Genomic DNA, 20,445 nt, shown 5'->3' with positions numbered 1-20,445 from the left:
CAACGCACACCCCGCACGCGCGCCGGTTCGCGTAGGTGGCGTGACCATCCGCGCGGGCCACGACCGGGCCGGCTCCCGGGCTACGGCAGGGCCGCACCCCGGGATCCGGGATCGCCGCGTCGGGTCCGTCACCGGCCGCTTCAGCTCAGCCACCCCGGATCTCCGCCCGGTCCACCGCTCCGTGATCATGGTCCGGGATCCGGCCCGCCGCTGCGGGGCGTCTCCACACGGACGGGGTGGGGGATCGGGGCGGGGGCTACGATCCGCCTGTGACGGGGGTGCGCTGGTGCTACAGGCAGTACTGAACGGCTCGCGTCCCGCTGACGCGCATCCCGCGCTGCCCGTGCTGGCCCGCCACCTCGCGCGTGACGCCCGGGCCGTCGCGCTGCACGGCATCGCCTCCGTGCATGTCCACCCGCGGGGCCCGGACGCCGAGGAGACCCTCGACCCGGTGCACGTCGCCGACGCGGTGGCGGCCATCCGCAACGAGGTGCCGCACATGGAGATCGGGGTGACCACCGGCCGGTGGATCCAGCCCGACCCGCGGTTGCGCATCGAGGCGGTGCTCGCCTGGGGCCGCCTCGGGATGGGAAAGCCGGACGTCTGCTCGGTCAACGTCCACGAGAAGGGCTGGACCGACGTGTGCGCGGCCGCCGCGTCCGTCGGCATCGGCGTCGAGCTCGGGGTGTGGACCGGGGGCGACGCCGTCACGCTGCGCACCACCGGCATCCCGCCCGGCACGGTGCGGGTCCTCGCCGAGTCGACGGTCCCCGACCCGGACACGGCCGTCGCCGAGGGCGTCCGCATCCTCCGTGCGCTCGGCCCGCTGCAGGTCCCGGTGCTGCTGCACGGCGAGGAGGACGGCGCCTGGCCGGTGCTCGAGTACGCCATGCGCAACAACCTCGACACCCGCATCGGTTTCGAGGACGTCCTGGTTCGTCCGGACGGCTGGCTGGGTACAGGTAACGACGATCTCGTGGAGACGGCCCTCAAGCTACGCTTCTGACAAGCATTCTTGGGATTCGCAACAGAAATAGCCGCTCCATCGTGGCCGACGCCGTGGTGTCTCGTCGAAAAGCGCAATACCGTTGCATGTATGGGTGTTATGAGTGCGATCGGCCGACGGGCCTACACGGCAGCGGGATGGCTGACTCAGCCCCTGCTGCCCGACGACGTGCTCGGCACGCTCAACCCGATGTGGTCGGTGAGCGAGCCGCACGCCAGGGTCGTGGGGCTGCGCAGGGAGACCGCCGACACCACGACACTGCTGCTCAAGCCCGGCCGCGCGCGCACCCGACACCGGCCGGGGCAGTTCGTCGGCATCGGCGTGCGGCTCGACGGCGTGTGGAACTGGCGCACGTACTCGGCCACCTCCCGCCCGGCCGACGACCTGCTCGCCGTCACCGTCACCGCGATCCCCGGCGGCGCGGTCTCCGGCGAGCTGGCGCACCGCACCCCGGTCGGCACGGTCGTGCGCCTCGGACCGCCCGCGGGCGAGTTCGTGCTGCCGCACCCGGTGCCGGAGAAGCTGCTGTTCGTCACCGCGGGCAGCGGCATCACCCCGGTGATGGGGATGCTGCGCGAGCTGGCGGCCACCCGTCCCGAGACCCTCGACGGCGCGGTGCTCGTGCACTGCGACCGCACCCCGCGCGACATGGTCTTCGGCCTGGAGCTGCGGGCGCTGGCCGCGTCGACCGGGCTGCGCCTGATCGAGCGGCACACGGCGCTGGAGGGACGGCTGAGCCCGGAGACCCTCGGCGACTGCGTGCCCGACTGGGCCGCGCGCCAGGCCTGGATCTGCGGCCCCGCAGGCATGCTCGACGACCTCACCGCCCACTGGGACCGCTCCGGCGACCCCGACTCGCTGCACGTCGAGCGCTTCGTCCCTCCGGCCTTCGCCGGCGACAGCACCGGCGGCACCGTCTCGTTCACCACCAGCGGCATCGCCGCCGAGGCCGCCCCCGGTACGCCGCTCATGGTGGCCGGGGAGGCCGCGGGAGCGGTCCTGCCCAACGGCTGCCGCATGGGCATCTGCCACACCTGCGTCGGGCGCCTGCGCTCGGGCGCCGTCCGTGACCTCAACACCGGCGAGCTGTACGACACCCCGGGCGACATCGTCCGGACCTGCGTGTCCGGCGCCGCCGGTGACGTCGAGATCGAGCTGTAGGGAGATCCGCACATGACCATCACCGAGAACCGTCCCGCCACACCCCGCACGACCACGCGCGTCGACGCCCGTTCCGCGGCCCCCGTCGCCGAGCCGATGGTGCTCGAGAACCCGCTGCCCAGCCGCATCTCGGGCACCGTCCCGACGATCGCCCCGAGTGCCGCGGCCCACCTGACGTCCGAGCAGACCGACGCGCTGGCCGCCGAGCTGGACGCGATCCGCGAGGAGGTCATCGCCGGCCTCGGCGAGTCCGACGCGCGCTACATCCACAACGTCATCAGGCTGCAGCGCGGCCTGGAGATCGCCGGCCGCGGGGCGCTGATCTTCTCGCTGAACCCGGCGGCCTGGCTCGCGGGCACGGCGGCGCTGTCGGTCGCCAAGATCATGGACAACATGGAGATCGGGCACAACGTCCTGCACGGCCAGTGGGACTGGATGAAGGACCCGAAGATCCACTCCACCACGTGGGAGTGGGACCACGCCTCGCTGTCGAAGTCGTGGCAGAAGTCGCACAACTACGAGCACCACACGTTCACCAACGTGCGGGGCAAGGACCGCGACCTCGGCTACGCGGTCATGCGCGTCACGCCGGAGCAGCCGTGGAAGCCCGCGGACCTGTTCCAGCCGCTCACGAACCTCGGCCTCTCGCTGATCTTCGAGTGGGGCATCGCGATCTACGACATCGAGCTGGAGAAGGTCCAGGAGGGCAGCAAGCCCTGGTCGGAGGCCAAGGCCGAGCTCAAGGCCCTGTGGGGCAAGACGCGCAAGCAGCTCGCCAAGGACTACCTGCTGTTCCCGCTGCTGTCCGGCCCGGGCTTCGTGCAGACGGCCGCCGCGAACCTCACGGCCAACACGATCCGCAACATCTGGTCGCACGCCGTCATCTTCTGCGGCCACTTCCCCGACGGCACGGAGACGTTCGAGGAGTCGCGGCTGGAGAACGAGACGCAGGGCGAGTGGTACGTCCGCCAGATGCTCGGCTCGGCCAACCTCACCGGCAGCCCGACGTTCCACCTGATGACGGGCAACCTGAGCCACCAGATCGAGCACCACCTGTTCCCGGACGTGCCCAGCAACCACTACGCGAGGATCGCCCCGCGGGTGCGCGAGATCTGCGACCGCTACGGCCTGCCCTACACCGCGGGCTCGCTGCCGAAGCAGTACTTCAAGGTGCTGCGCAAGATCTTCCGCTACGCCCTGCCCGGCGGGAGCCCGAAGACGGCCTGACCCGCTCTCTCGTTCGGCAGCACAGCCACTTTCCCGCCATCTCGTGGCGGGAAAGTGGCTTTACTGCCATTTCAGGGGGCGTCCTCCGGCGGCGCGCTCCGCAGCGCGATCGTCAGCTCCAGGCGGGCCAGCGGGTCGTCGAGTGCCCCCTCGAACGTGTCGCGCAGCTGGGCCAGGCGGTAGCGCACGGTCTGCGGGTGCACGTGCAGCGCCCCGGCGGTCGCCGTGACGTCGCCGTGCGCGTCCAGCCAGGCCCGCAGCGTCTCCTCCGCGCGCGCCGCCGCCCCCGTGGGCAGGTCGTGCAGCGGGGCCAGCGAACGCAGGCGCAGGTCGTCGGCCAGCTCCGGTTCGCCCGCCAGCAGCAGGGCGAGCAGGTGCTCGTCGGCACGGACCAGCCGGTCGGCCGTGCCGAGCCGCCCGGCCGCGTGCAGCGGCCACGCGGTGCGGGCGCGGGCGATCGAGCGGTGCGCCTGCGCGACGTCGACGACCGGCCCCAGCACCGCCAGCCGGTTGCCGACGCCGCCGCGGACGCGGTCGACCCACCCCGTCCGGTCGACGGCCGGGACCAGCGCGAGCCCCACCGGGTCGAGGTCGGCGGCGATCGCCGCCGGGATCCGCGCGGCCACCTCCACCACGTCGGTGACGGCGAGCGCGGCCAGCCGGGAGGGCACCGGCCAGCCTGCGGCGCCCGCGGCCCGCTCGACCTCCGCGGCGGGGGCGGGCGGCTGCTGGGAGAGCAGTTCGACGAGCGCGTGGCGCCGCGTCTGCAACGACCCGGCCCGGCTCGACTCCTCCGCAGCCCACCCCGCCACCGACGCCGCGGAGAGCTGCTCGATGTAGGTGAACAGCGCCTCGGCGAGCGCGAAGATGACCTCCGGCGGGAGCTGACGGGCGGTGGCGCTGCTGCCGAGGCGACGCCACAGCAGCCGGCTCCCGACCTGGTAGGCCGACTGCAGCGCGGCCAGCGTCCGCCCTTCGCGGTGCTCCAACTGCCCCAGCGCGCGGTACACGCGGGTGTCGGTGAGGGCCTCGTCGCGGCCGAGCAGGTCGACGAACTGGCTCAGTGCCACCGACACGCCCTCGGTGATCCGCATGCCGAAGCGCCCGGTCAGCGGGCGGGTGTAGTCGGGCACCTCGGACCGGACGACGGTGATGATCTCCTCGATCGCCCCGGAGAGCTCGGGTCGCACCGCCGCGCCGACCCAGCTCGGCACCCGCGCCCAGGGGCGGTCCATCAGTTGCCGAGGATGGTCGTCACGATCCCGGCGAGGTGGGCGAGCCGGGCGAGCTCCGACGGCCGGAACGCCGGCCCACCGGGACGCCCGACGACCAGCGCGTGCGGCGTGGACGGGCCGAACGGGGCCGCGGCCAGCTCGGTGTCGAGGTCGGTCCACGGCGAGGGGACGAGATGGATCTCCGGGTCGACGGCGATCGCGCGCTTGAGCGGCAGCCAGGGCAGGTCGGCGGCTCGGGTCTCGGGAGCGGCGCTGCTCTCGGCGATCCGGTAGGCCCGGGTGCCCTCGCGCGCCGCGACCAGCGCCCAGCCGGCCCGGAAGATCCGCGGCACCCCTTCGGCGAGGAGCTGCAGCCCGTGTCCGGGGTCGACGGTGATGGCCTCGATCAGCTCCAGCTCACGATGCGTCTCCAGCTTGCCCGAGTGCGGTCGCACCGACTCGACCTGCACGCCGGGCACCGATTCCGCCGCGGTGATCAGCACGTCCGGCGGGCGACCCGACGGCAGCTCGACCGCGAGGTCGTCGACGGCGTGCCCGCGTGAGCGCTCCACGACGTCGACGCCGAGGATGTCGGCACCGGCGGCGCCGAGGGCGGTGGCCACGGCCCCGAGACTCCCCGGCTTGTCCGGGAGGACCACCCGGAGCAGGAACGACACGCCACGCCTCCTCGTCCCGTCCCGCGGATGCGGCACAGGGGAGCGATTCTGTCAGGATCCGGCGCCTCGCACGCAACAACGGAGCGTGTCGGGGTGGGGACTAGACTCGATGCGCCGACCGATGGTCGTGCCCGGCGTCGCCGCCCCCGTCTCTACCGTTCCTGGAGGGTCCATTGTCCGCCGCGATCACCCGTGACGAGGTCGCCCACCTCGCCCGGCTGGCCCGGCTCGCCGTCACCGACGCCGAGCTCGATGTCTTCGCAGGCCAGCTCGACGTCATCCTCGGGTCGGTCGCGCGCGTCGGCGAGGTCGCAGCCGACGACATCCCCCCGACCTCGCACTCGGTGCCGCTGGAGAACGTCTTCCGGGCCGACGTGCTGCGCCCCGGCCTGAGCCAGGAGCAGGCGCTCTCCGGGGCCCCGGCGTCCGAGGACGGCCGCTTCCGCGTCCCGCAGATCCTGGGGGAGGAGGCCTGATGTCCGATCTCACCCGGCTCACCGCGGCCGACCTGGCGGCGAAGATCCACGCGCGCGAGGTCTCCGCCGTCGAGGTCGCGCAGGCCCATCTCGACCGCATCGGCGCCGTCGACGGCACGGTCCATGCGTTCCTGCACGTCGACGCCGACGCCGCGCTCGCCTCGGCCGCCCTGGTCGACGACTCGATCGCCGCCGGCACGGCCCCGGCGTCGCCACTGGCCGGGGTGCCGCTGGCGCTCAAGGACGTGTTCACGACGTCCGACATGCCGACCACGGCGGGCTCGAGGATCCTCGAGGGCTGGCGCCCGCCCTACGACGCGACGGTGACGAGCCGCCTGCGCGCCGCCGGGATCACGATCCTGGGCAAGACCAACATGGACGAGTTCGCGATGGGCTCGTCCACCGAGTACTCGGCGTACGGCGTCACCCGCAACCCGTGGGACCCCGCGCGCGTCCCCGGCGGCTCGGGCGGCGGCTCGGCGGCGGCGCTCGCGGCGTTCGAGGCCCCGCTCGCGATCGGCACCGACACCGGCGGCTCGATCCGCCAGCCCGCCGCGTTCACGGGCACCGTCGGCGTCAAGCCCACCTACGGCGGCGTCTCGCGCTACGGCCTCATCGCCTGCGCGTCCTCCCTCGACCAGGGCGGCCCGTGCGCGCGCACCGTCCTCGACACCGCGCTGCTGCACGAGGTCATCGCCGGCCACGACCCGCTCGACTCCACGTCGATCGACGCCCCCGTCCCCCCGGTGGTCGCGGCCGCTCGCGAGGGGGCGAACGGCGACCTGTCCGGACTGCGTGTCGGCGTCGTCCGCGAGCTCACCGGCGAGGGTTACCAGCCCGGTGTCCAGGCCTCGTTCGACGCCGCCCTGCGCCAGCTGGAGAAGCTGGGCGCCGAGGTCGTCGAGGTCAGCTGCCCGCACTTCGAGTACGCGCTCGCGGCGTACTACCTGATCCTGCCGAGCGAGGTCTCGTCCAACCTGGCCCGCTTCGACGCCATGCGCTACGGGCTGCGGGTGTCGGAAGGGGCCAGTGCGGAGGCGGTCATGGCCGCCACCCGCGAGGCCGGCTTCGGGCCCGAGGTCAAGCGACGCATCATCCTCGGCACGTACGCGCTGTCGAGCGGCTACTACGACGCCTACTACGGCCAGGCGCAGAAGGTCCGCACGCTCATCTCGCGCGACTTCGCCGCCGCTTATCGCCAGGCCGACGTCCTCGTCTCCCCGGCCACGCCCACCACGGCGTTCCCGATCGGCGACAAGGTCGACGACCCGATCGCGATGTACCTCAACGACCTCGCCACGATCCCGACCAACCTCGCGGGCACCGCCGCGATGTCGGTGCCCTCGGGCCTGTCCGACGGCCTGCCGGTCGGCCTGCAGATCATGGCGCCCGCACTCGGCGAGGCCGTGATGTACCGCGTCGCCGCCGCCTACGAGTCCACCCGTGAAGTCCTCGTCGCACCGGAGGTGCCGGCATGACCGCCGCGTTGGTCGATTTCGACGACGTGATCGAGCGCTTCGACCCGATGCTCGGGCTCGAGGTCCACGTCGAGCTCAACACGAACACCAAGATGTTCTGCGGCTGTCCCACCGGGTTCGGCGCGGAGCCCAACACCCAGGTGTGCCCGACGTGCCTGGGGCTGCCCGGGTCGCTGCCGGTCGTCAACCGCACGGCGGTGGAGTCGGCGATCCGCATCGGCCTGGCGCTGAACTGCTCGATCGCCCCGTGGGGCCGGTTCGCCCGGAAGAACTACTTCTATCCCGACCAGCCGAAGAACTTCCAGACCTCCCAGTACGACGAGCCGATCGCCGTCGACGGGCACCTCGACGTCACGCTCGACGACGGCTCGGTGTTCCGCGTGGAGATCGAGCGCGCGCACATGGAGGAGGACACGGGCAAGTCGCTGCACGTCGGCGGCGCCACCGGCCGGATCCACGGCGCCGAGTACTCGCTGCTCGACTACAACCGGGCCGGGATCCCGCTGATCGAGATCGTCACCAAGATGATCCCCGGAACCCGTGAGCGGGCGCCGGAGGTGGCGCGCGCGTACGTCACCGCGCTGCGCGACCTGATCACCGCGCTGGGCGTCTCGGACGCCCGGATGGACCAGGGCTCGATCCGCGCCGACGTCAACCTCTCGCTCTCGCCGCGCGACTCCGGGATCCTCGGCACGCGCTCGGAGACGAAGAACGTCAACTCGCTGCGCTCGGTCGAGCGGGCCGTGCGCTACGAGATGAGCCGCCACGCCGCCGTCCTCGACGCGGGGGAGGAGGTCGTCCAGGAGACCCGGCACTTCCAGGAGGACACGGCCAGCACGCGGTCGGGCCGGATCAAGGAGACCTCCGAGGACTACCGGTACTTCCCGGAGCCGGACCTGGTCCCGATCGCGCCGTCCGCCGAGTGGGTCGAGGAGCTGCGGGCCACGCTGCCCGAGCTGCCGTGGGCCCGGCGTGCGCGGCTGCAGGCCGACTGGTCGCTGTCCGACGAGGAGCTGCGCGACCTGGTCAACGCCGGTGCGCTCGACCTCATCGAGGCCACCGTGGCCGCCGGGGCACCCGCGGGCGACGCCCGGAGCTGGTGGGTCGCGTACCTGACGCAGAAGGCGAACGCCCGCGAGGTGGCACTCGACGCACTGCCGATCACCCCCGCCCAGGTGGCGCGCGTGATCGAGCTGGTGGCGTCGGGCGAGCTGAACAACAAGCTGGCCCGCCAGGTCGTCGACGGCGTCCTCGACGGCGAGGGCACGCCCGACGAGGTCGTCTCGTCCCGCGGGCTGGCGGTCGTCTCCGACGACGGCCCGCTGATCGCCGCGGTCGACGAGGCCCTGGCCGCCCAGCCCGACGTGGCCCAGAAGATCCGTGACGGCAAGGTCCAGGCGGCCGGCGCGATCGTCGGGGCGGTCATGAAGGCGACCAAGGGCCAGGCCGACGCCAAGCGCGTGCGCGAGCTGATCGTCGAGCGCTGCAGCTGACGCCGCCCGTGAGCGGATGAGGCGGCCAGGACCGCCTTGTCCGCTCACGACCTCGCAGGTGGCCGGCGGGAGTCGTCCACAGGTTCTGCGAAACGGGCCCGTGCCAGGCATCCCTGCGGCACGGGCGCGGCATGCGCTCCCCGGCCGCACGCCGTACTCCGCCGTCGATCGTCGACCCTGATCGGCCGGACCGCTGGGAGGACCGGTCGACGGCCCGGGAGGACCACCGGGCGGCGTGCACGGTCCTGGTCGGCCCGATGACCGGCGGCCGGGTCCCCCCGCCGGAGGTCGAACGGAGGCTGCGAAACGGCCGCCCCGGCGCTACCGGCGGGTCGGCGCTGGAGGAGCTGTACGAGGTCGAGCAGGGGCACGGGCTGCCCCCGGCTGTTCGGCAGAGCCCGTTCGTCCTCGCCGGGTCGTAGTCCGGGACGCCGTGTACGACCACGTCGGCGTTCCGTCGACGGTGCGGCTGGACGGGCGGACCCACCTCCGCGACGGTGTCGCATTCCCCGACCGCCACCGGGACGCCGCCGCCGAGCGCGCGGGCCGGGCGCGCCTGATCTGGACGGACCTGTCCACCGACTGTGCGGCGGCGCGTGGGAGCTCGCACAGGTCCTCCGACGGCACGGCTGGGCCGGCCAGGTCACGCGCTGCCCGCAGTGCGCCTCGCGCTCGTGAGCGGAAACGCCTGCCGGGCGGGCGTGTCCGCGCACGGCGGCTACGCCCGCGACTGCCCACCCGAGGCCACCGGGGGGAGCACGATGACCCGGTCGTCCGACGGCACCGGCACCCCGCCGTCCTTGTTGACGGTGCCGAGCCAGATCAGGCCGTCGGGGCCCGGGGCGGCGGCGGCGAGACGGCCGTACACACCGGTCAGCTGGGACTCGGTCGCGGTGAAGGCGTTGGTCACCGGGTCGGTGCGCAGGATGAACAGGGACGCCGCGCCGGTCTGGGCGATCGCCACGACGTCGAGCTGGGCCACGCACCCCGCGACGCCGGGGCGGTCGGGCCAGCTCCACGCGGGCGCGCCGAGCGGTCCGGGGACGACGAGGTGCAGCACGTCCTGCGTGCCCGCCCGGTCGGTGACCCACGCCGCGGTGGTGAGGGTGTTGACGCACACGCCGCCGGGGGAGGTGAGGCCGGAGCTGAGCACGGGGGAGGCGGGGTCGGGGTTGCCGGGGGCGGGCCGTCCGAAGGCGTCGATGCGCAGCAGCTTGCCGGCCAGTGAGGCCGGGTCGGCGCCACCCGCGTCGCCGGTGGCCACCAGCAGCGAACCGTCGACGTCGACGGAGAGCGCGCCCCCGTTGTGGACGGCCCCCCGCGGGATACCGGTGAGCACCGGCTCGGGCGGCTCGCCGTCGGCGATACGGACGACGCGGTTGTCCTCGCCGGTGGTGGCGTAGGCGTAGACCAGTCGGTCCTCCGCGTACGACGGGGAGAGCACGAGGCCGGTGAGACCGCCGCCGCCGCTCGTGTCGACCGGCACCGTGGCGACGAGCACCGGGTCGGTGCCGCGCTCCACGCGCAGCACACGCCCGGTCGCGCGCTCCGCGACCAGCGCGCTGACGCCGTCGGGGAGCACCGCGATGGCGCCGACGGGGTCGAGACAGGTCTCGACGACCGCCGGATCGGGGTCGTCGCAGGGCTGGGGCTCCGGGGGTGCACCGCCCTGCGGCGTCTGCCCGGCCGCCGGGGGCGGGGTGCGCGAGTCCTCGGACTCGGGCACCCGCGGGATCCCACCCAGCTCGCCCGCGCCCTCGATCTGCTCCTGCCACTCGCGTGGCCCGTCGTCGGGGAAGGTGGCGCACCCGGCCAGGCCGACGGCCAGCAGCGCCGCGGCCAGCGCGCGCCGCATCCGTCCCCCCACGCGCGACAGGTTAGGCCGGGCCGGGTGTGCGCGCCGTGAGTACCGTCCGGGGCATGGCCGATCCGATCACCGTCCTGGTCCCGCACGCCGAGGGGGCGGAGCTCCTCGAGGGCGTCACCGTCGTCGTCTACGACCCGGACGGCGCGCTCCCGGAGGAGGCGGCGCACGCGCAGGTGCTGGTGCCGCCGTTCCTGGCGACGAGCGATTCCGTGGCGATCACCGAGAAGCTGCCCGAGCTGCAGCTCGTGCAGCTGCTCACCGCGGGCGCGGAGGCGTGGGTAGGGAAGCTGCCCGAGGGCGTCGCGTTGTCGGACTGCCGCGGCGCGCACGGCGGGGCCACCGCGGAGTGGGTCGTCGCGACGCTGCTCGCGGTCTACCGGCACCTGCCGCGGTTCGTCCGCGCGCAGGACGAGGCGCGCTGGGACTACCACCGGACCGAGGAGCTCGACGGCAAGCGGGTGCTGATCATCGGGGCGGGAGACGTCGCGGAGAACACCGTGCGGCGGCTGACGCCCTTCGGCGTGGAGACCACCCTGGTGGGGCGCACGGCCCGCGACGGCGTGCACGGCATCGACGAGGTGCTCGACCTGCTGCCGCACCACGACGCGTGCGTGGTGATCGTGCCGCTGACCGACGACACCCGCGGCCTGATCAGCGCCGAGTTCCTCGCCGCGATGCCCGACGACGCGGTGCTGGTGAACGCCGCCCGCGGCCCCGTCGCCGACACCGACGCGCTCACCGCGGCGCTGGGGTCGGGCCGGATCCGGGCCGCCGTCGACGTCACCGAGCCGGAGCCGCTTCCCTCGGACCACCCGCTCTGGAAGGCCCCCGGCCTGCTGCTCACCCCGCACGTCGGCGGCAGCGTGCCGGGCGGGACGCGTCGGGCGTACACCGTGGCCGCGGAGCAGATCGCGGCCTTCGCGCGCGGCGAACAGCCCCCCAACCTGGTCGAGGGCGACTACTAGCTACCGGTTCGCGATCCCGTCGAGCCGCAGGGTGGAGGACTCGTCGCGGTGCACGCCGGTGGTCCCGACGTGCTCGTCGTCGATCTCCGCGCCGTTCCTGATGACGTGGATCAGGGCCATGGCGTGGCCGCGGCCCAGGTCGAAGTCGGTCTTGAGCCAGTCGATCATCACCCCGACCTTGGTGTCGACGCCGTAGCCGCGCTCGTGCGCGATCGCCACGAGGTCGGCCGGGATGCGGCCGGACTTCTTCTCGACGTTGTCGAGGTAGGCCTGGAAGGACATCGGGTGTTCCGCTCGCCGTGGGTGGGTCGTCGGGGGTAGGACGGTGCCCGAGTCCCGGACTCATCGGTCGATGCCCACTAGTCTCGCGTGCATGAGCGAGCAGCCGACCTCGGTGTTCACCCCCGGCAGCATCGGCGAGCCGGTCCCGCCGAAGACCCGTCCGACGCGCCGGCCGCTGGAGTGGAATCCCGCCACCGACCTCGGCCTGTTGATCCTGCGGTTCGCCATCGGCGGCACGTTCGTCGCGCACGGCATGCAGAAGGTCTTCGGGCTGTGGAACGGGCCGGGGATCGGCGGGTTCGCGCAGGTACTGGCCGGGTTCGGCTTCCGCGAGACGCTCGCGCTGTCCTGGGCGACCGGGCTCACCGAGCTCGTGGCGGGCGGGTTCGTCGTGCTCGGGGTGGGCACGCCGCTCGCCGCGGCGGGTCTGGTCTCGATCATGCTCAACGTGGTGCTGCTCAAGCTGGGCGCGGGCGGCGGGTTCTTCGCGTCGCTCCCGGGCGGGGTGGAGCTGGAGGCGGTGCTCGGACTCGGGGCCGCGGCGCTGGTGTTCACCGGCGCCGGGCACGTCGCGCTCGAGCGCGGCCGCACCTGGAACCGACGGCCGGCCCCGTGGGGCGTGCTCGCGATGATCATCGGCGTGGCGGCCGGGCTGCTCGTGTACTTCCTCCTGCGCGGCCCGGTGCCGGTCGCCCCGTGACGGCCCCGCCCGACGCGGCCTGGCTCCCCGCCGCCGCGCGGGCGCTCGGCGGCGCACCGGTCGTGCTGGACCGGACCCCGCTGAGCGGCGGGTACGTCGCCGCGAGCGTGGAGCGCCTCGACCTCGACGTGGCCGGGCGGACCGTCCCCGTGGTGCTGAAGACCGCCTCCCCGGTGGAGGTGGCGGCGATGCGGGCGGTCAACGTGGTCGGTGCCGACGCGGCCGTGCTCGCCGCGGGCGACGGGTGGCTGCTCGTTCCCTTCGTCGACGGCGCGCCCCCCGCCGACGGCGAGCCTGCGCCGGACGGGGTGTGGGCGAGCCTCGCGCGGATCCATGCGCACTGGTGGCGCAAGCGGCCCCGCGGGGTCCCGGTGGTGGACGCCGCGTACTGGCGTTCCCTGTGCGACCGCACGCTGGTGGCCGTGCGCGGAGCCGCCGCGCGCACCGGCGACCCGGCGTTCGGCGAGGTGGCCGACGCGCTCGCGAGCTGGCGCGACGACCCGCGGATGGCCGCTGCACTGGCCGTGCTGCCACGCACCCTCGTGCACGGCGACGCCCACCGCGGCAACGTCCTCGGCGCCACGCTGATCGACTGGGGCAACGCACGCGTCGCGCCGGCCGCGGTCGACGTGCTCACCCTGTCCGGCGTGCCCGGAGCCGTCGCCCCCGCCGCGTACACGGCCGGGTTCGACGCCCCGCCGGAGTTCGCCGACGTGGAGCGTGCGTGGGCCGACGTCCACGTCCATGTGCACTACCTGGGATTCGCCGCCGATCACCTCGGCGCCGCCCGCGTGACGGAGATGGCGGGGATCGCCGCCCGCGGGCTCGACGCCCTGGGCCCGGCGCTCACGCCACACAGAACTCGTTCCGCTCCGGATCGGCCATGACGACGTGGTGCCCGGCGAACCCGGCGACGACCGTGCCGCCGGCGCCCCGCTGGAGCGCGACCGTGCGGGTGACCGCCTCCCACCCGCCGACCCGCACGTCCATGTGCAGCCGGTTCTTCGCGACCTTGCCCTGCGGCGCGTCGAGCAGGCACAACCGCGGCCCGACCCCGGCGGGGTCGCGCAGCCACGCCCCGCCGCCCTCGTCGGTCTCCCCTTCGGAGAGGAACGACGCCGCCCGGCCGGCCCGCGTGGTGAACGGCGCGGGCGGCGGCTCGTCCTCGTAGCCGAGCGCGAGCTTCCAGAACTCCGCGAGCGCGACGGCGTCGGCGCCAGTCGAGCGTCAGGTCGATCCGCACGGACGGGACGCCGGCGCCGGGGTCCGACACCCCGCCGCCGGTCGGGACCCGCGCACGACGAGACCCCGACCCGCCGGGCCCGCGGGTCGGGGTCTCGTGGTGGACGAGCCGGGTCAGACGATCCGGCGGACCGCCCCCGTGTGCGCGCTCGTGGCCAGCGCCGCGTAGGCGCGCAGGGCCTTCGACACCGACCGTTCCCGGTCGCGCGGCTGCCACGGACGCTCGGACGCGTCCATCTTCTGCCGCCGCTCCGCGAGCACCTCGTCGGGAACGTCGACCGACAGCGTGCGGCTGCGGACGTCGATGAGGATCGTGTCGCCGTCCTCGATCAGGCCGATGACGCCGCCGTCGGCCGCCTCGGGGGAGATGTGCCCGACCGAGATGCCCGACGAGCCGCCGGAGAAGCGGCCGTCGGTGATCAGCGCGCACTTCGCGCCGAGCCCCGAGCCCTTGAGGAACGCGGTGGGGTGCAACATCTCCTGCATCCCCGGGCCGCCGGCCGGGCCCTCGTAGCGGACCACCAGGACGTCACCGGGCTGGATCTGCTTGGTGAGGATGACCGACACGGCCTCCTCCTGGCTCTCGACGACCCGCGCCGGGCCGGAGAAGTGCCACAGCTCCTCGGGGATGCCCGCGGTCTTGATGATCGCGCCGTGCGGGGAGATGTTGCCGCGCAGGACCGCGAGCCCGCCCTCGGTGGTGTACGCGTGCTCGGCGTCGTGGATGCAGCCGGACACGGCGTCGGTGTCGAGCGAGGACCAGCGGTTCGACGTGGAGAACGCCTGCGTCGTGCGCACCCCGCCGGGGGCGGCGTGGAACAGCTCGACGGCGGTCTCGGACGGCGACTCGGCGCGGATGTCCCACGCCTGCAGCCACGCGGAGAGCGACGGCGAGTGCACCGTGTGCACGTCCTCGCGCAGCAGCCCGGCCCGCCACAGCTCGCCCAGGATGGCCGGGATGCCACCGGCGCGGTGGACGTCCTCCATGTGGTAGTCGGAGCTGGGGGAGACCTTCGACAGCGTCGGCACGCGCTTGGACACCGCGTCGATCGCGGCGAGGTCGAAGTCGACCTCGCCCTCCTGGGCCGCCGCCAGGATGTGCAGCACCGTGTTGGTGGAGCCGCCCATCGCGACGTCGAGGGCCATCGCGTTCTCGAAGGCGGCGCGGGTGGCGATGTTGCGGGGCAGGGCGGACGCGTCGTCGTCGCGGTACCAGCGCGTGGCCAGGTCCATGACGGTGCGCCCGGCGTTCAGGAACAGCTCCCGGCGGGCGGTGTGCGTGGCCAGCGTGGAGCCGTTGCCGGGCAGCGCGAGCCCGAGCGCCTCGGTGAGGCAGTTCATCGAGTTGGCGGTGAACATGCCGGAGCAGGACCCGCAGGTGGGGCACGCGGAGCGCTCGACCTCGGTGAGGCCGTCGTCGTCGACCTCCGAGGACGCCGACGCCGAGATCGCCGTGATCAGGTCGGTGGGCGCCTGCGCGACCCCGCCGACGACCACGGCCTTGCCCGCCTCCATCGGCCCGCCGGAGACGAACACGGTGGGGATGTTGAGGCGCATCGCGGCGTTGAGCATGCCGGGGGTGATCTTGTCGCAGTTGGAGATGCAGACGAGCGCGTCGGCGGCGTGGCCGTTGACCATGTACTCGACGGCGTCGGAGATCACCTCGCGGCTGGGCAGGGAGTAGAGCATCCCGCCGTGGCCCATCGCGATGCCGTCGTCGACGGCGATGGTGTGGAACTCCCGCGGCACGCCGCCGGCCTCGGTGATCGCGCCCGCGACCAGGTCGCCCATGTCCTTGAGGTGCACGTGACCGGGCACGAACTGGGTGTAGGAGTTGGCGATGGCGACGATCGGCTTGCCGAAGTCGCCGTCGGTCATGCCGGTGGCGCGCCAGAGCGAACGCGCTCCGGCGGCGTTGCGGCCGTGGGTGGTGACGCGGGAACGCAGAGCCGGCATTACTGGTCTCCAGCCGGGTCGGCCAGCCGGCCGCCGGACGCGGCGGCGAGCTGGGGCAGGTCGCGGACGCCGACGGCGGGGAGCGGTAGCTCGGCACCGTCGTTCAGCACGGCGTGGACCCGGCCCTTGTCGGCCAGGCGCAGCGAGCTGATCTGCGACCACGGTACGCGCCTGCCCGCCAGCAACGTGCGGACGGTGACGGCCTCCGCGTCGACGACGGTGCGCGTGCGCAGCGTCCACACGACGACGGCGATCGGGACGAGGTAGACCAGCCACAGGAACGGGGCCCCGAACGCCACCGGGGTCGCGCACACGGCGAGGACCAGCGCGAACAGGATCTGCAGCCGGGACGGCTGGAACGCGACGACGGACACGCCGCCATGCTGCCACCCGTCGCCGGCGGGTGTGTCCCACGATACGGTCCGCGATTCCCACGAAGTTGACGGTGACCGCCGCAACCGTGCTAGCGTCGCCGGCATGTCCGACTCCCGGGTCCTCGTACTTCGCAGGCGCGTCCACGCCTGAGCGGGTTCTCGGTCGTCGACGCGCCACCCTCGCATCGCCCTACCCGGCGGTCGGGGGTTTTTTCATGCCCATTCCCACCATCAGCGAGGCAGAGCAGCCGATGACCACCGCCACGCCCCGATCCGGACCGAAACCGGCGCCGCCGCCCGGTCGGCCGGCCCCGCAGGCCGTCCCCGGCCAGCGCGCCGAGTCCCCGCGCTTCGACGCGGTGCCGATGACCGGCGCGCAGTCCCTCGTGCGCTCGCTCGAGGAGATCGGTTGCGAGGTCGTGTTCGGCATCCCGGGGGGCACGATCCTCCCGGCGTACGACCCGCTGCTCGACTCCACCCGCGTCCGCCACATCCTGGTCCGCCACGAGCAGGGCGGGGGCCACGCAGCCACCGGGTACGCGCAGGCCACGGGCAAGGTCGGTGTGTGCATGGCCACGTCCGGCCCGGGGGCGACGAACCTCGTCACCCCGATCGCCGACGCACACATGGACTCGATCCCGCTCGTCGCGATCACCGGGCAGCAGTCCCGGGCGCTGATCGGCACGGACGCGTTCCAGGAGGCCGACATCACCGGCATCACGATGCCGGTGACCAAGCACAACATGCTGGTCCACGACGCCAAGGACATCCCCAGGGCGATCACCGAGGCGTTCCACCTGGCCAGCACCGGCCGGCCCGGACCCGTCCTCGTCGACATCCCCAAGGACGTCCTGCAGGAGCAGACGACCTTCACCTGGCCCGCCGAGATGGAGCTGCCCGGCTACCGGCCGACGACCCGGCCGCACGGCAAGCAGATCCGCGAGGCCGCGAAGCTCATCTGCGCGGCGAAGCAGCCGGTGTTCTACGTCGGCGGCGGCGTCCTCAAGGCCCAGGCCTGGGACGAGCTCAAGGAACTGGCCGAGCTCACCGGCATCCCGGTCGTCACCACGCTGATGGCGCGCGGTGCGTTCCCGGACAGCCACCCGCAGCACGTCGGCATGCCGGGCATGCACGGCACGGTCGCCGCGGTCGCCGCGATGCAGAAGGCCGACCTGCTGGTCGCGCTCGGCTCGCGCTTCGACGACCGGGTCACCGGGGTGCTGTCGAGCTTCGCGCCGCACGCGCAGATCGTGCACGCCGACATCGACCCGGCGGAGATCTCCAAGAACCGCCGCGCCGACGTCCCGATCGTGGGGGACTGCAAGGAGGTCATCGGCGACCTCATCGACGCCGTCACGGCCGAGCGCGCGGGCGGCACCGCCGACCTGACGCAGTGGTGGGCCCAGCTCGACGAGCTGCGCGAGCGCTTCCCGCTCGGCTACACCTGGCCGGCCGACGGCTCGCTGTCGCCCGAGTACGTCATCGAGCGGATCGGGCAGATCGCCGGCCCGGACGCCGTGTACGCCGCGGGCGTCGGGCAGCACCAGATGTGGGCCGCGCAGTTCGTCAAGTACGAGAAGCCGCGGTCCTGGCTCAACTCCGGCGGCCTCGGCACGATGGGCTTCGCCGTGCCGGCCGCGATGGGCGCGAAGGTGTCGCGGCCCGACGCCGTGGTGTGGTGCATCGACGGCGACGGCTGCTTCCAGATGACCAACCAGGAGCTCGCGACCTGTGCGATCGAGGGCATCCCGATCAAGGTCGCCGTCATCAACAACGGCAACCTGGGCATGGTCCGGCAGTGGCAGAACCTGTTCTACAAGGAGCGCTACTCCAACACCGACCTCGGCACGCACAAGCACCGCATCCCCGACTTCAAGCTGCTCGCCGAGGCGATGGGCTGCGTCGGGCTGCGCGCGGAGTCGAAGGACGAGGTCGACCGCGTGATCAACGAGGCCATGGCGATCAACGACCGCCCGGTCGTCATCGACTTCGTCGTCGGTGCCGACGCCCAGGTGTGGCCGATGGTCGCCGCGGGCACCGGCAACGACGAGATCATGGCCGCCCGCAACATCCGCCCGCTGTTCGACGGCGACGAGCTCGTCGCCGACACCGGGACGATCGCGGCGGTCACGGCCGAGGCCCAGCAGGATCAGGCCGCGAACGACCAGGACGAGTCATGATCGAGCGTCACACCCTGTCCGTCCTCGTCGAGGACAAGCCCGGCGTGCTCGCGCGCGTCTCCGGGCTGTTCTCGCGGCGCGGCTTCAACATCGTGTCCCTCGCCGTCGGCCCCACCGAGCAGGTCGGGGTCTCCCGCATGACGATCGTCGTGGCGGTCGAGGACCTGCCGCTCGAGCAGGTCACCAAGCAGCTCAACAAGCTGGTGCACGTCATCAAGATCGTGGAGCTGGAGCCGGGCGGGTCCGTGCAGCGCGAGCTGCTGCTGGTCAAGGTCCGCGCCGATCCCGCCGTGCGCAGCCAGGTCCTGGAGATCGTCGACCTGTTCCGCGCGCACGCCGTCGACGTCACGCCGGAGGCCCTGACCGTCGAGGCCACCGGCACGGCCGAGAAGATCGCCGCGCTGCTCAAGAACCTGGAGCCGTTCGGCATCCGCGAGATGGTCCAGTCCGGCACCATCGCCGTCGGCCGGGGCCCGCGCTCCATCACCGCCACCGCTGTCCGCTAGAGCTAAGGAACTCGCATGACCGTCAACATCTACTACGACGCCGACGCCGACCTGTCGATCATCCAGGGCCGCAAGGTCGCCGTGATCGGCTACGGCTCCCAGGGCCACGCCCACTCGCTGTCGCTGCGCGACTCCGGCGTCGACGTGCGCATCGGCCTGCCGGAGGGCTCCAAGAGCCGCGCCAAGGCCGCCGACGAGGGGCTGACGGTGGGCACGCCCGCCGAGGTCTCCGCCTGGGCCGACCTGATCATGATCCTGGCGCCGGACACCAAGCAGCGCTTCATCTACGCCGAGGACATCGCGCCCAACCTCAAGGCGGGCGACGCGATCTTCTTCGGCCACGGCTTCAACATCCGCTACGAGCTGATCAAGCCCCCGGCCGACGTCGACGTCGCGATGGTCGCCCCGAAGGGCCCCGGCCACCTGGTGCGCCGCCAGTTCGTCGACGGCAAGGGCGTGCCCGCGCTCATCGCCGTGGAGCAGGACGCCACCGGCAGCGCGAAGGCGCTGGCCCTCTCCTACGCCGCGGCCATCGGCGGCGCCCGCGCGGGCGTCATCGAGACGACGTTCACCGAGGAGACCGAGACCGACCTCTTCGGCGAGCAGGCCGTGCTCTGCGGCGGTGCCGCGGCGCTGGTCCAGACCGGGTTCGAGGTGCTCACCGAGGCCGGCTACGCCCCGGAGATCGCCTACTTCGAGTGCCTGCACGAGCTCAAGCTGATCGTCGACCTCATGTACGAGGGCGGCATCGCCAACGAGCGCTTCTCCATCTCCGACACCGCCGAGTACGGCGACCTGACCCGCGGCCCGCGCGTCGTCAACGCCCAGACCAAGGCCGAGATGCAGAAGATCCTGGGCGAGATCCAGGACGGCACGTTCGCCCGCGAGTGGGTGGCCGAGGACGAGGCCGGCCGGCCGAACTTCACCAAGCTCCAGCAGGAGGGTGCGGCGCACCCGATCGAGGAGGTCGGCGAGAAGCTGCGCGGCCTGATGAGCTGGGTGGGCAGCAAGGCGACCTGATCGTCCCCGTCTCCGCGACGAACGGCACCTCCGTCCACTCCGGGTGGACGGAGGTGCCGTTCGTCCGTGTCAGGGCCGTTGCGCGGGTACCGGCGCCACCGCCACTGCGACGACCCCCACTGCGACGACTCCCACTGCGACGACTCCCACTGCGACGACTCCCACTGCGACGACCCCCGCGGCCACGACCGCCGCGCCGACGGGCCGATCGTGTGGCTCGAGCTGGTGTGGCTGTTCCTCGTCGTGATCAACCCGTTCCTGACGCGCGTGCTCACCGAGGGGCGGGCCGACCTCGTGCGCTTCGCCCCGTACGCCGTGGCGCAGGCCGTGCAGCTGGGCACGTTCGCGGTGCTGGTGGCCGTGGTCTCCCGGCGGGGGTGGTTCGCGCCCGGCACGCCGACCGGGCTGACGCACCGCGGCTGGATGGGATCCCTGATCCCCGCGAGCGGATTCGTGCTCTCGCTGCCGGCGTTCCCCGCATCGGTGTCCGGGCGTTCGCGGTGTGGGCGGTGCTGTCGATCGTCGGCGGCCGGATCCTGAGGTGCAGGGGCGTGGCCGACGAGACGTGACGGCGGTCCCGTCACCGTGCTCACGTCGCCGCGACCGGCGTCGAGCTGCGCA

Annotated in this window: 20 protein-coding genes and 1 pseudogene; 14 read left to right on the top strand and 7 right to left on the bottom strand. The window is 73.2% G+C overall.

Features of this window, described 5'->3' with window-relative positions; translation table 11 throughout:
- Positions 1–286 precede the first annotated feature (286 nt).
- From I4I81_RS16375 to I4I81_RS16365, 3 genes are all read left to right on the top strand, one after another.
- Positions 287–1,006 carry a 3-keto-5-aminohexanoate cleavage protein gene (locus I4I81_RS16375; protein WP_218616149.1) on the top strand — a complete coding sequence of 240 codons (720 nt, stop codon included), beginning with the start codon at positions 287–289 and terminating at the stop codon, positions 1,004–1,006.
- A 90-nt stretch (positions 1,007–1,096) separates the two neighbouring features.
- Positions 1,097–2,167: a ferredoxin reductase gene (locus I4I81_RS16370; protein ID WP_218604382.1), complete on the top strand. Its 1,071-nt coding sequence runs from the start codon at positions 1,097–1,099 to the stop codon at positions 2,165–2,167.
- A gap of 12 nt (positions 2,168–2,179) precedes the next feature.
- The gene (locus I4I81_RS16365) at positions 2,180–3,394 is read left to right on the top strand and encodes a fatty acid desaturase family protein (RefSeq protein ID WP_225924612.1); all 1,215 of its coding nucleotides are present in this window, start codon (positions 2,180–2,182) and stop codon (positions 3,392–3,394) included.
- 71 nt (positions 3,395–3,465) lie between these two features.
- Here I4I81_RS16365 and I4I81_RS16360 read toward each other — a convergent pair whose 3' ends face one another.
- A complete protein-coding gene (locus I4I81_RS16360; protein ID WP_218604383.1) occupies positions 3,466–4,629 on the bottom strand; it encodes a PucR family transcriptional regulator in 1,164 nt (387 codons plus the stop codon).
- A complete protein-coding gene (locus I4I81_RS16355; RefSeq protein WP_218604384.1) occupies positions 4,629–5,285 on the bottom strand; it encodes an ACT domain-containing protein in 657 nt (218 codons plus the stop codon). The genes I4I81_RS16360 and I4I81_RS16355 overlap by 1 nt, the downstream gene beginning before the upstream one ends.
- 173 nt (positions 5,286–5,458) lie before the next feature.
- Here I4I81_RS16355 and gatC point away from each other — a divergent pair, with 173 nt between their 5' ends.
- The 4 genes from gatC to I4I81_RS16335 all read left to right on the top strand — a co-directional run bounded on the left by gatC (position 5,459) and on the right by I4I81_RS16335 (position 9,154).
- Positions 5,459–5,761, top strand: coding sequence for an Asp-tRNA(Asn)/Glu-tRNA(Gln) amidotransferase subunit GatC (gene gatC, locus I4I81_RS16350; RefSeq protein ID WP_218604385.1), 303 nt, complete (start codon positions 5,459–5,461; stop codon positions 5,759–5,761).
- Positions 5,761–7,239 carry an Asp-tRNA(Asn)/Glu-tRNA(Gln) amidotransferase subunit GatA gene (gene gatA, locus I4I81_RS16345; RefSeq protein ID WP_218604386.1) on the top strand — a complete coding sequence of 493 codons (1,479 nt, stop codon included), beginning with the start codon at positions 5,761–5,763 and terminating at the stop codon, positions 7,237–7,239. The genes gatC and gatA overlap by 1 nt, the downstream gene beginning before the upstream one ends.
- On the top strand, positions 7,236–8,732 hold the full coding sequence (gene gatB, locus I4I81_RS16340) for an Asp-tRNA(Asn)/Glu-tRNA(Gln) amidotransferase subunit GatB (RefSeq protein ID WP_218604387.1): 1,497 nt from the start codon (positions 7,236–7,238) through the stop codon (positions 8,730–8,732). Before gatA ends, gatB begins: the two co-directional genes overlap by 4 nt.
- Positions 8,733–8,863: 131 nt before the next feature.
- A complete protein-coding gene (locus I4I81_RS16335; RefSeq protein ID WP_218616148.1) occupies positions 8,864–9,154 on the top strand; it encodes a hypothetical protein in 291 nt (96 codons plus the stop codon).
- A gap of 296 nt (positions 9,155–9,450) precedes the next feature.
- Here I4I81_RS16335 and I4I81_RS16330 read toward each other — a convergent pair whose 3' ends face one another.
- On the bottom strand, positions 9,451–10,599 hold the full coding sequence (locus I4I81_RS16330; protein WP_226363403.1) for a PQQ-dependent sugar dehydrogenase: 1,149 nt from the start codon (positions 10,597–10,599) through the stop codon (positions 9,451–9,453).
- Positions 10,600–10,652: 53 nt separating this feature from the next.
- Here I4I81_RS16330 and I4I81_RS16325 point away from each other — a divergent pair, with 53 nt between their 5' ends.
- Positions 10,653–11,564 carry a 2-hydroxyacid dehydrogenase gene (locus I4I81_RS16325; protein ID WP_218606399.1) on the top strand — a complete coding sequence of 304 codons (912 nt, stop codon included), beginning with the start codon at positions 10,653–10,655 and terminating at the stop codon, positions 11,562–11,564.
- Here the strand turns inward: I4I81_RS16325 and I4I81_RS16320 are convergent, their stop codons facing one another.
- A complete protein-coding gene (locus I4I81_RS16320) occupies positions 11,565–11,846 on the bottom strand; it encodes a DUF4287 domain-containing protein (RefSeq protein WP_218606398.1) in 282 nt (93 codons plus the stop codon). It lies immediately after the preceding gene.
- A 91-nt stretch (positions 11,847–11,937) separates the two neighbouring features.
- Between I4I81_RS16320 and I4I81_RS16315 the strand changes: the two genes are divergently transcribed.
- Together I4I81_RS16315 and I4I81_RS16310 are read left to right on the top strand one after the other, a co-directional pair.
- The gene (locus tag I4I81_RS16315) at positions 11,938–12,546 is read left to right on the top strand and encodes a DoxX family protein (protein ID WP_218616147.1); all 609 of its coding nucleotides are present in this window, start codon (positions 11,938–11,940) and stop codon (positions 12,544–12,546) included.
- Positions 12,543–13,433, top strand: a complete 891-nt coding sequence (locus I4I81_RS16310; RefSeq protein WP_218602482.1) for a phosphotransferase — start codon at positions 12,543–12,545, stop codon at positions 13,431–13,433. Before I4I81_RS16315 ends, I4I81_RS16310 begins: the two co-directional genes overlap by 4 nt.
- On the opposite strand, the pseudogene I4I81_RS16305 reads toward I4I81_RS16310, so the two are convergent.
- From I4I81_RS16305 to I4I81_RS16295, 3 genes and pseudogenes are all read right to left on the bottom strand, one after another.
- A pseudogene (locus tag I4I81_RS16305) lies at positions 13,393–13,701 on the bottom strand (VOC family protein); the annotation flags it as partial. The gene I4I81_RS16310 and the pseudogene I4I81_RS16305 sit on opposite strands and share 41 nt — an antisense overlap.
- A gap of 201 nt (positions 13,702–13,902) precedes the next feature.
- Positions 13,903–15,744, bottom strand: coding sequence for a dihydroxy-acid dehydratase (ilvD, locus tag I4I81_RS16300; RefSeq protein WP_218602481.1), 1,842 nt, complete (start codon positions 15,742–15,744; stop codon positions 13,903–13,905).
- A complete protein-coding gene (locus I4I81_RS16295; protein ID WP_218602480.1) occupies positions 15,744–16,118 on the bottom strand; it encodes a PH domain-containing protein in 375 nt (124 codons plus the stop codon). The genes ilvD and I4I81_RS16295 overlap by 1 nt, the downstream gene beginning before the upstream one ends.
- A 251-nt stretch (positions 16,119–16,369) precedes the next feature.
- On the opposite strand from I4I81_RS16295, the gene I4I81_RS16290 reads away from it, so the two are divergent.
- From I4I81_RS16290 to I4I81_RS16275, 4 genes are all read left to right on the top strand, one after another.
- The gene (locus tag I4I81_RS16290; RefSeq protein ID WP_218602484.1) at positions 16,370–18,298 is read left to right on the top strand and encodes an acetolactate synthase large subunit; all 1,929 of its coding nucleotides are present in this window, start codon (positions 16,370–16,372) and stop codon (positions 18,296–18,298) included.
- Positions 18,298–18,804 carry an acetolactate synthase small subunit gene (ilvN, locus tag I4I81_RS16285; protein ID WP_218602483.1) on the top strand — a complete coding sequence of 169 codons (507 nt, stop codon included), beginning with the start codon at positions 18,298–18,300 and terminating at the stop codon, positions 18,802–18,804. Before I4I81_RS16290 ends, ilvN begins: the two co-directional genes overlap by 1 nt.
- Positions 18,805–18,819: 15 nt before the next feature.
- A complete protein-coding gene (gene ilvC, locus I4I81_RS16280; protein ID WP_218602479.1) occupies positions 18,820–19,824 on the top strand; it encodes a ketol-acid reductoisomerase in 1,005 nt (334 codons plus the stop codon).
- 66 nt (positions 19,825–19,890) lie between these two features.
- Positions 19,891–20,364 carry a hypothetical protein gene (locus I4I81_RS16275; protein ID WP_218602478.1) on the top strand — a complete coding sequence of 158 codons (474 nt, stop codon included), beginning with the start codon at positions 19,891–19,893 and terminating at the stop codon, positions 20,362–20,364.
- Positions 20,365–20,445: the final 81 nt, after the last annotated feature.

This window comes from Pseudonocardia abyssalis (genome assembly GCF_019263705.2).
GTDB classification, from domain to species: domain Bacteria; phylum Actinomycetota; class Actinomycetes; order Mycobacteriales; family Pseudonocardiaceae; genus Pseudonocardia; species Pseudonocardia abyssalis.
This window is presented reverse-complemented; position numbering and strand designations above follow the sequence as displayed.

Bases quoted from the DNA above. Each gene is read 5' to 3' on its own strand.
- I4I81_RS16315 (WP_218616147.1), top strand. From the start codon at position 11,938: ATGAGCGAGCAGCCGACCTCGGTGTTCACCCCCGGCAGCATCGGCGAG.
- gatA (WP_218604386.1), top strand. From the start codon at position 5,761: ATGTCCGATCTCACCCGGCTCACCGCGGCCGACCTGGCGGCGAAGATC.
- I4I81_RS16320 (WP_218606398.1), bottom strand. From the start codon at position 11,846: ATGTCCTTCCAGGCCTACCTCGACAACGTCGAGAAGAAGTCCGGCCGC.
- I4I81_RS16335 (WP_218616148.1), top strand. From the start codon at position 8,864: ATGCGCTCCCCGGCCGCACGCCGTACTCCGCCGTCGATCGTCGACCCT.
- I4I81_RS16370 (WP_218604382.1), top strand. From the start codon at position 1,097: ATGGGTGTTATGAGTGCGATCGGCCGACGGGCCTACACGGCAGCGGGA.
- I4I81_RS16325 (WP_218606399.1), top strand. From the start codon at position 10,653: ATGGCCGATCCGATCACCGTCCTGGTCCCGCACGCCGAGGGGGCGGAG.
- I4I81_RS16290 (WP_218602484.1), top strand. From the start codon at position 16,370: ATGACCACCGCCACGCCCCGATCCGGACCGAAACCGGCGCCGCCGCCC.
- ilvD (WP_218602481.1), bottom strand. From the start codon at position 15,744: ATGCCGGCTCTGCGTTCCCGCGTCACCACCCACGGCCGCAACGCCGCC.
- I4I81_RS16365 (WP_225924612.1), top strand. From the start codon at position 2,180: ATGACCATCACCGAGAACCGTCCCGCCACACCCCGCACGACCACGCGC.
- I4I81_RS16360 (WP_218604383.1), bottom strand. From the start codon at position 4,629: ATGGACCGCCCCTGGGCGCGGGTGCCGAGCTGGGTCGGCGCGGCGGTG.
- gatB (WP_218604387.1), top strand. From the start codon at position 7,236: ATGACCGCCGCGTTGGTCGATTTCGACGACGTGATCGAGCGCTTCGAC.
- ilvC (WP_218602479.1), top strand. From the start codon at position 18,820: ATGACCGTCAACATCTACTACGACGCCGACGCCGACCTGTCGATCATC.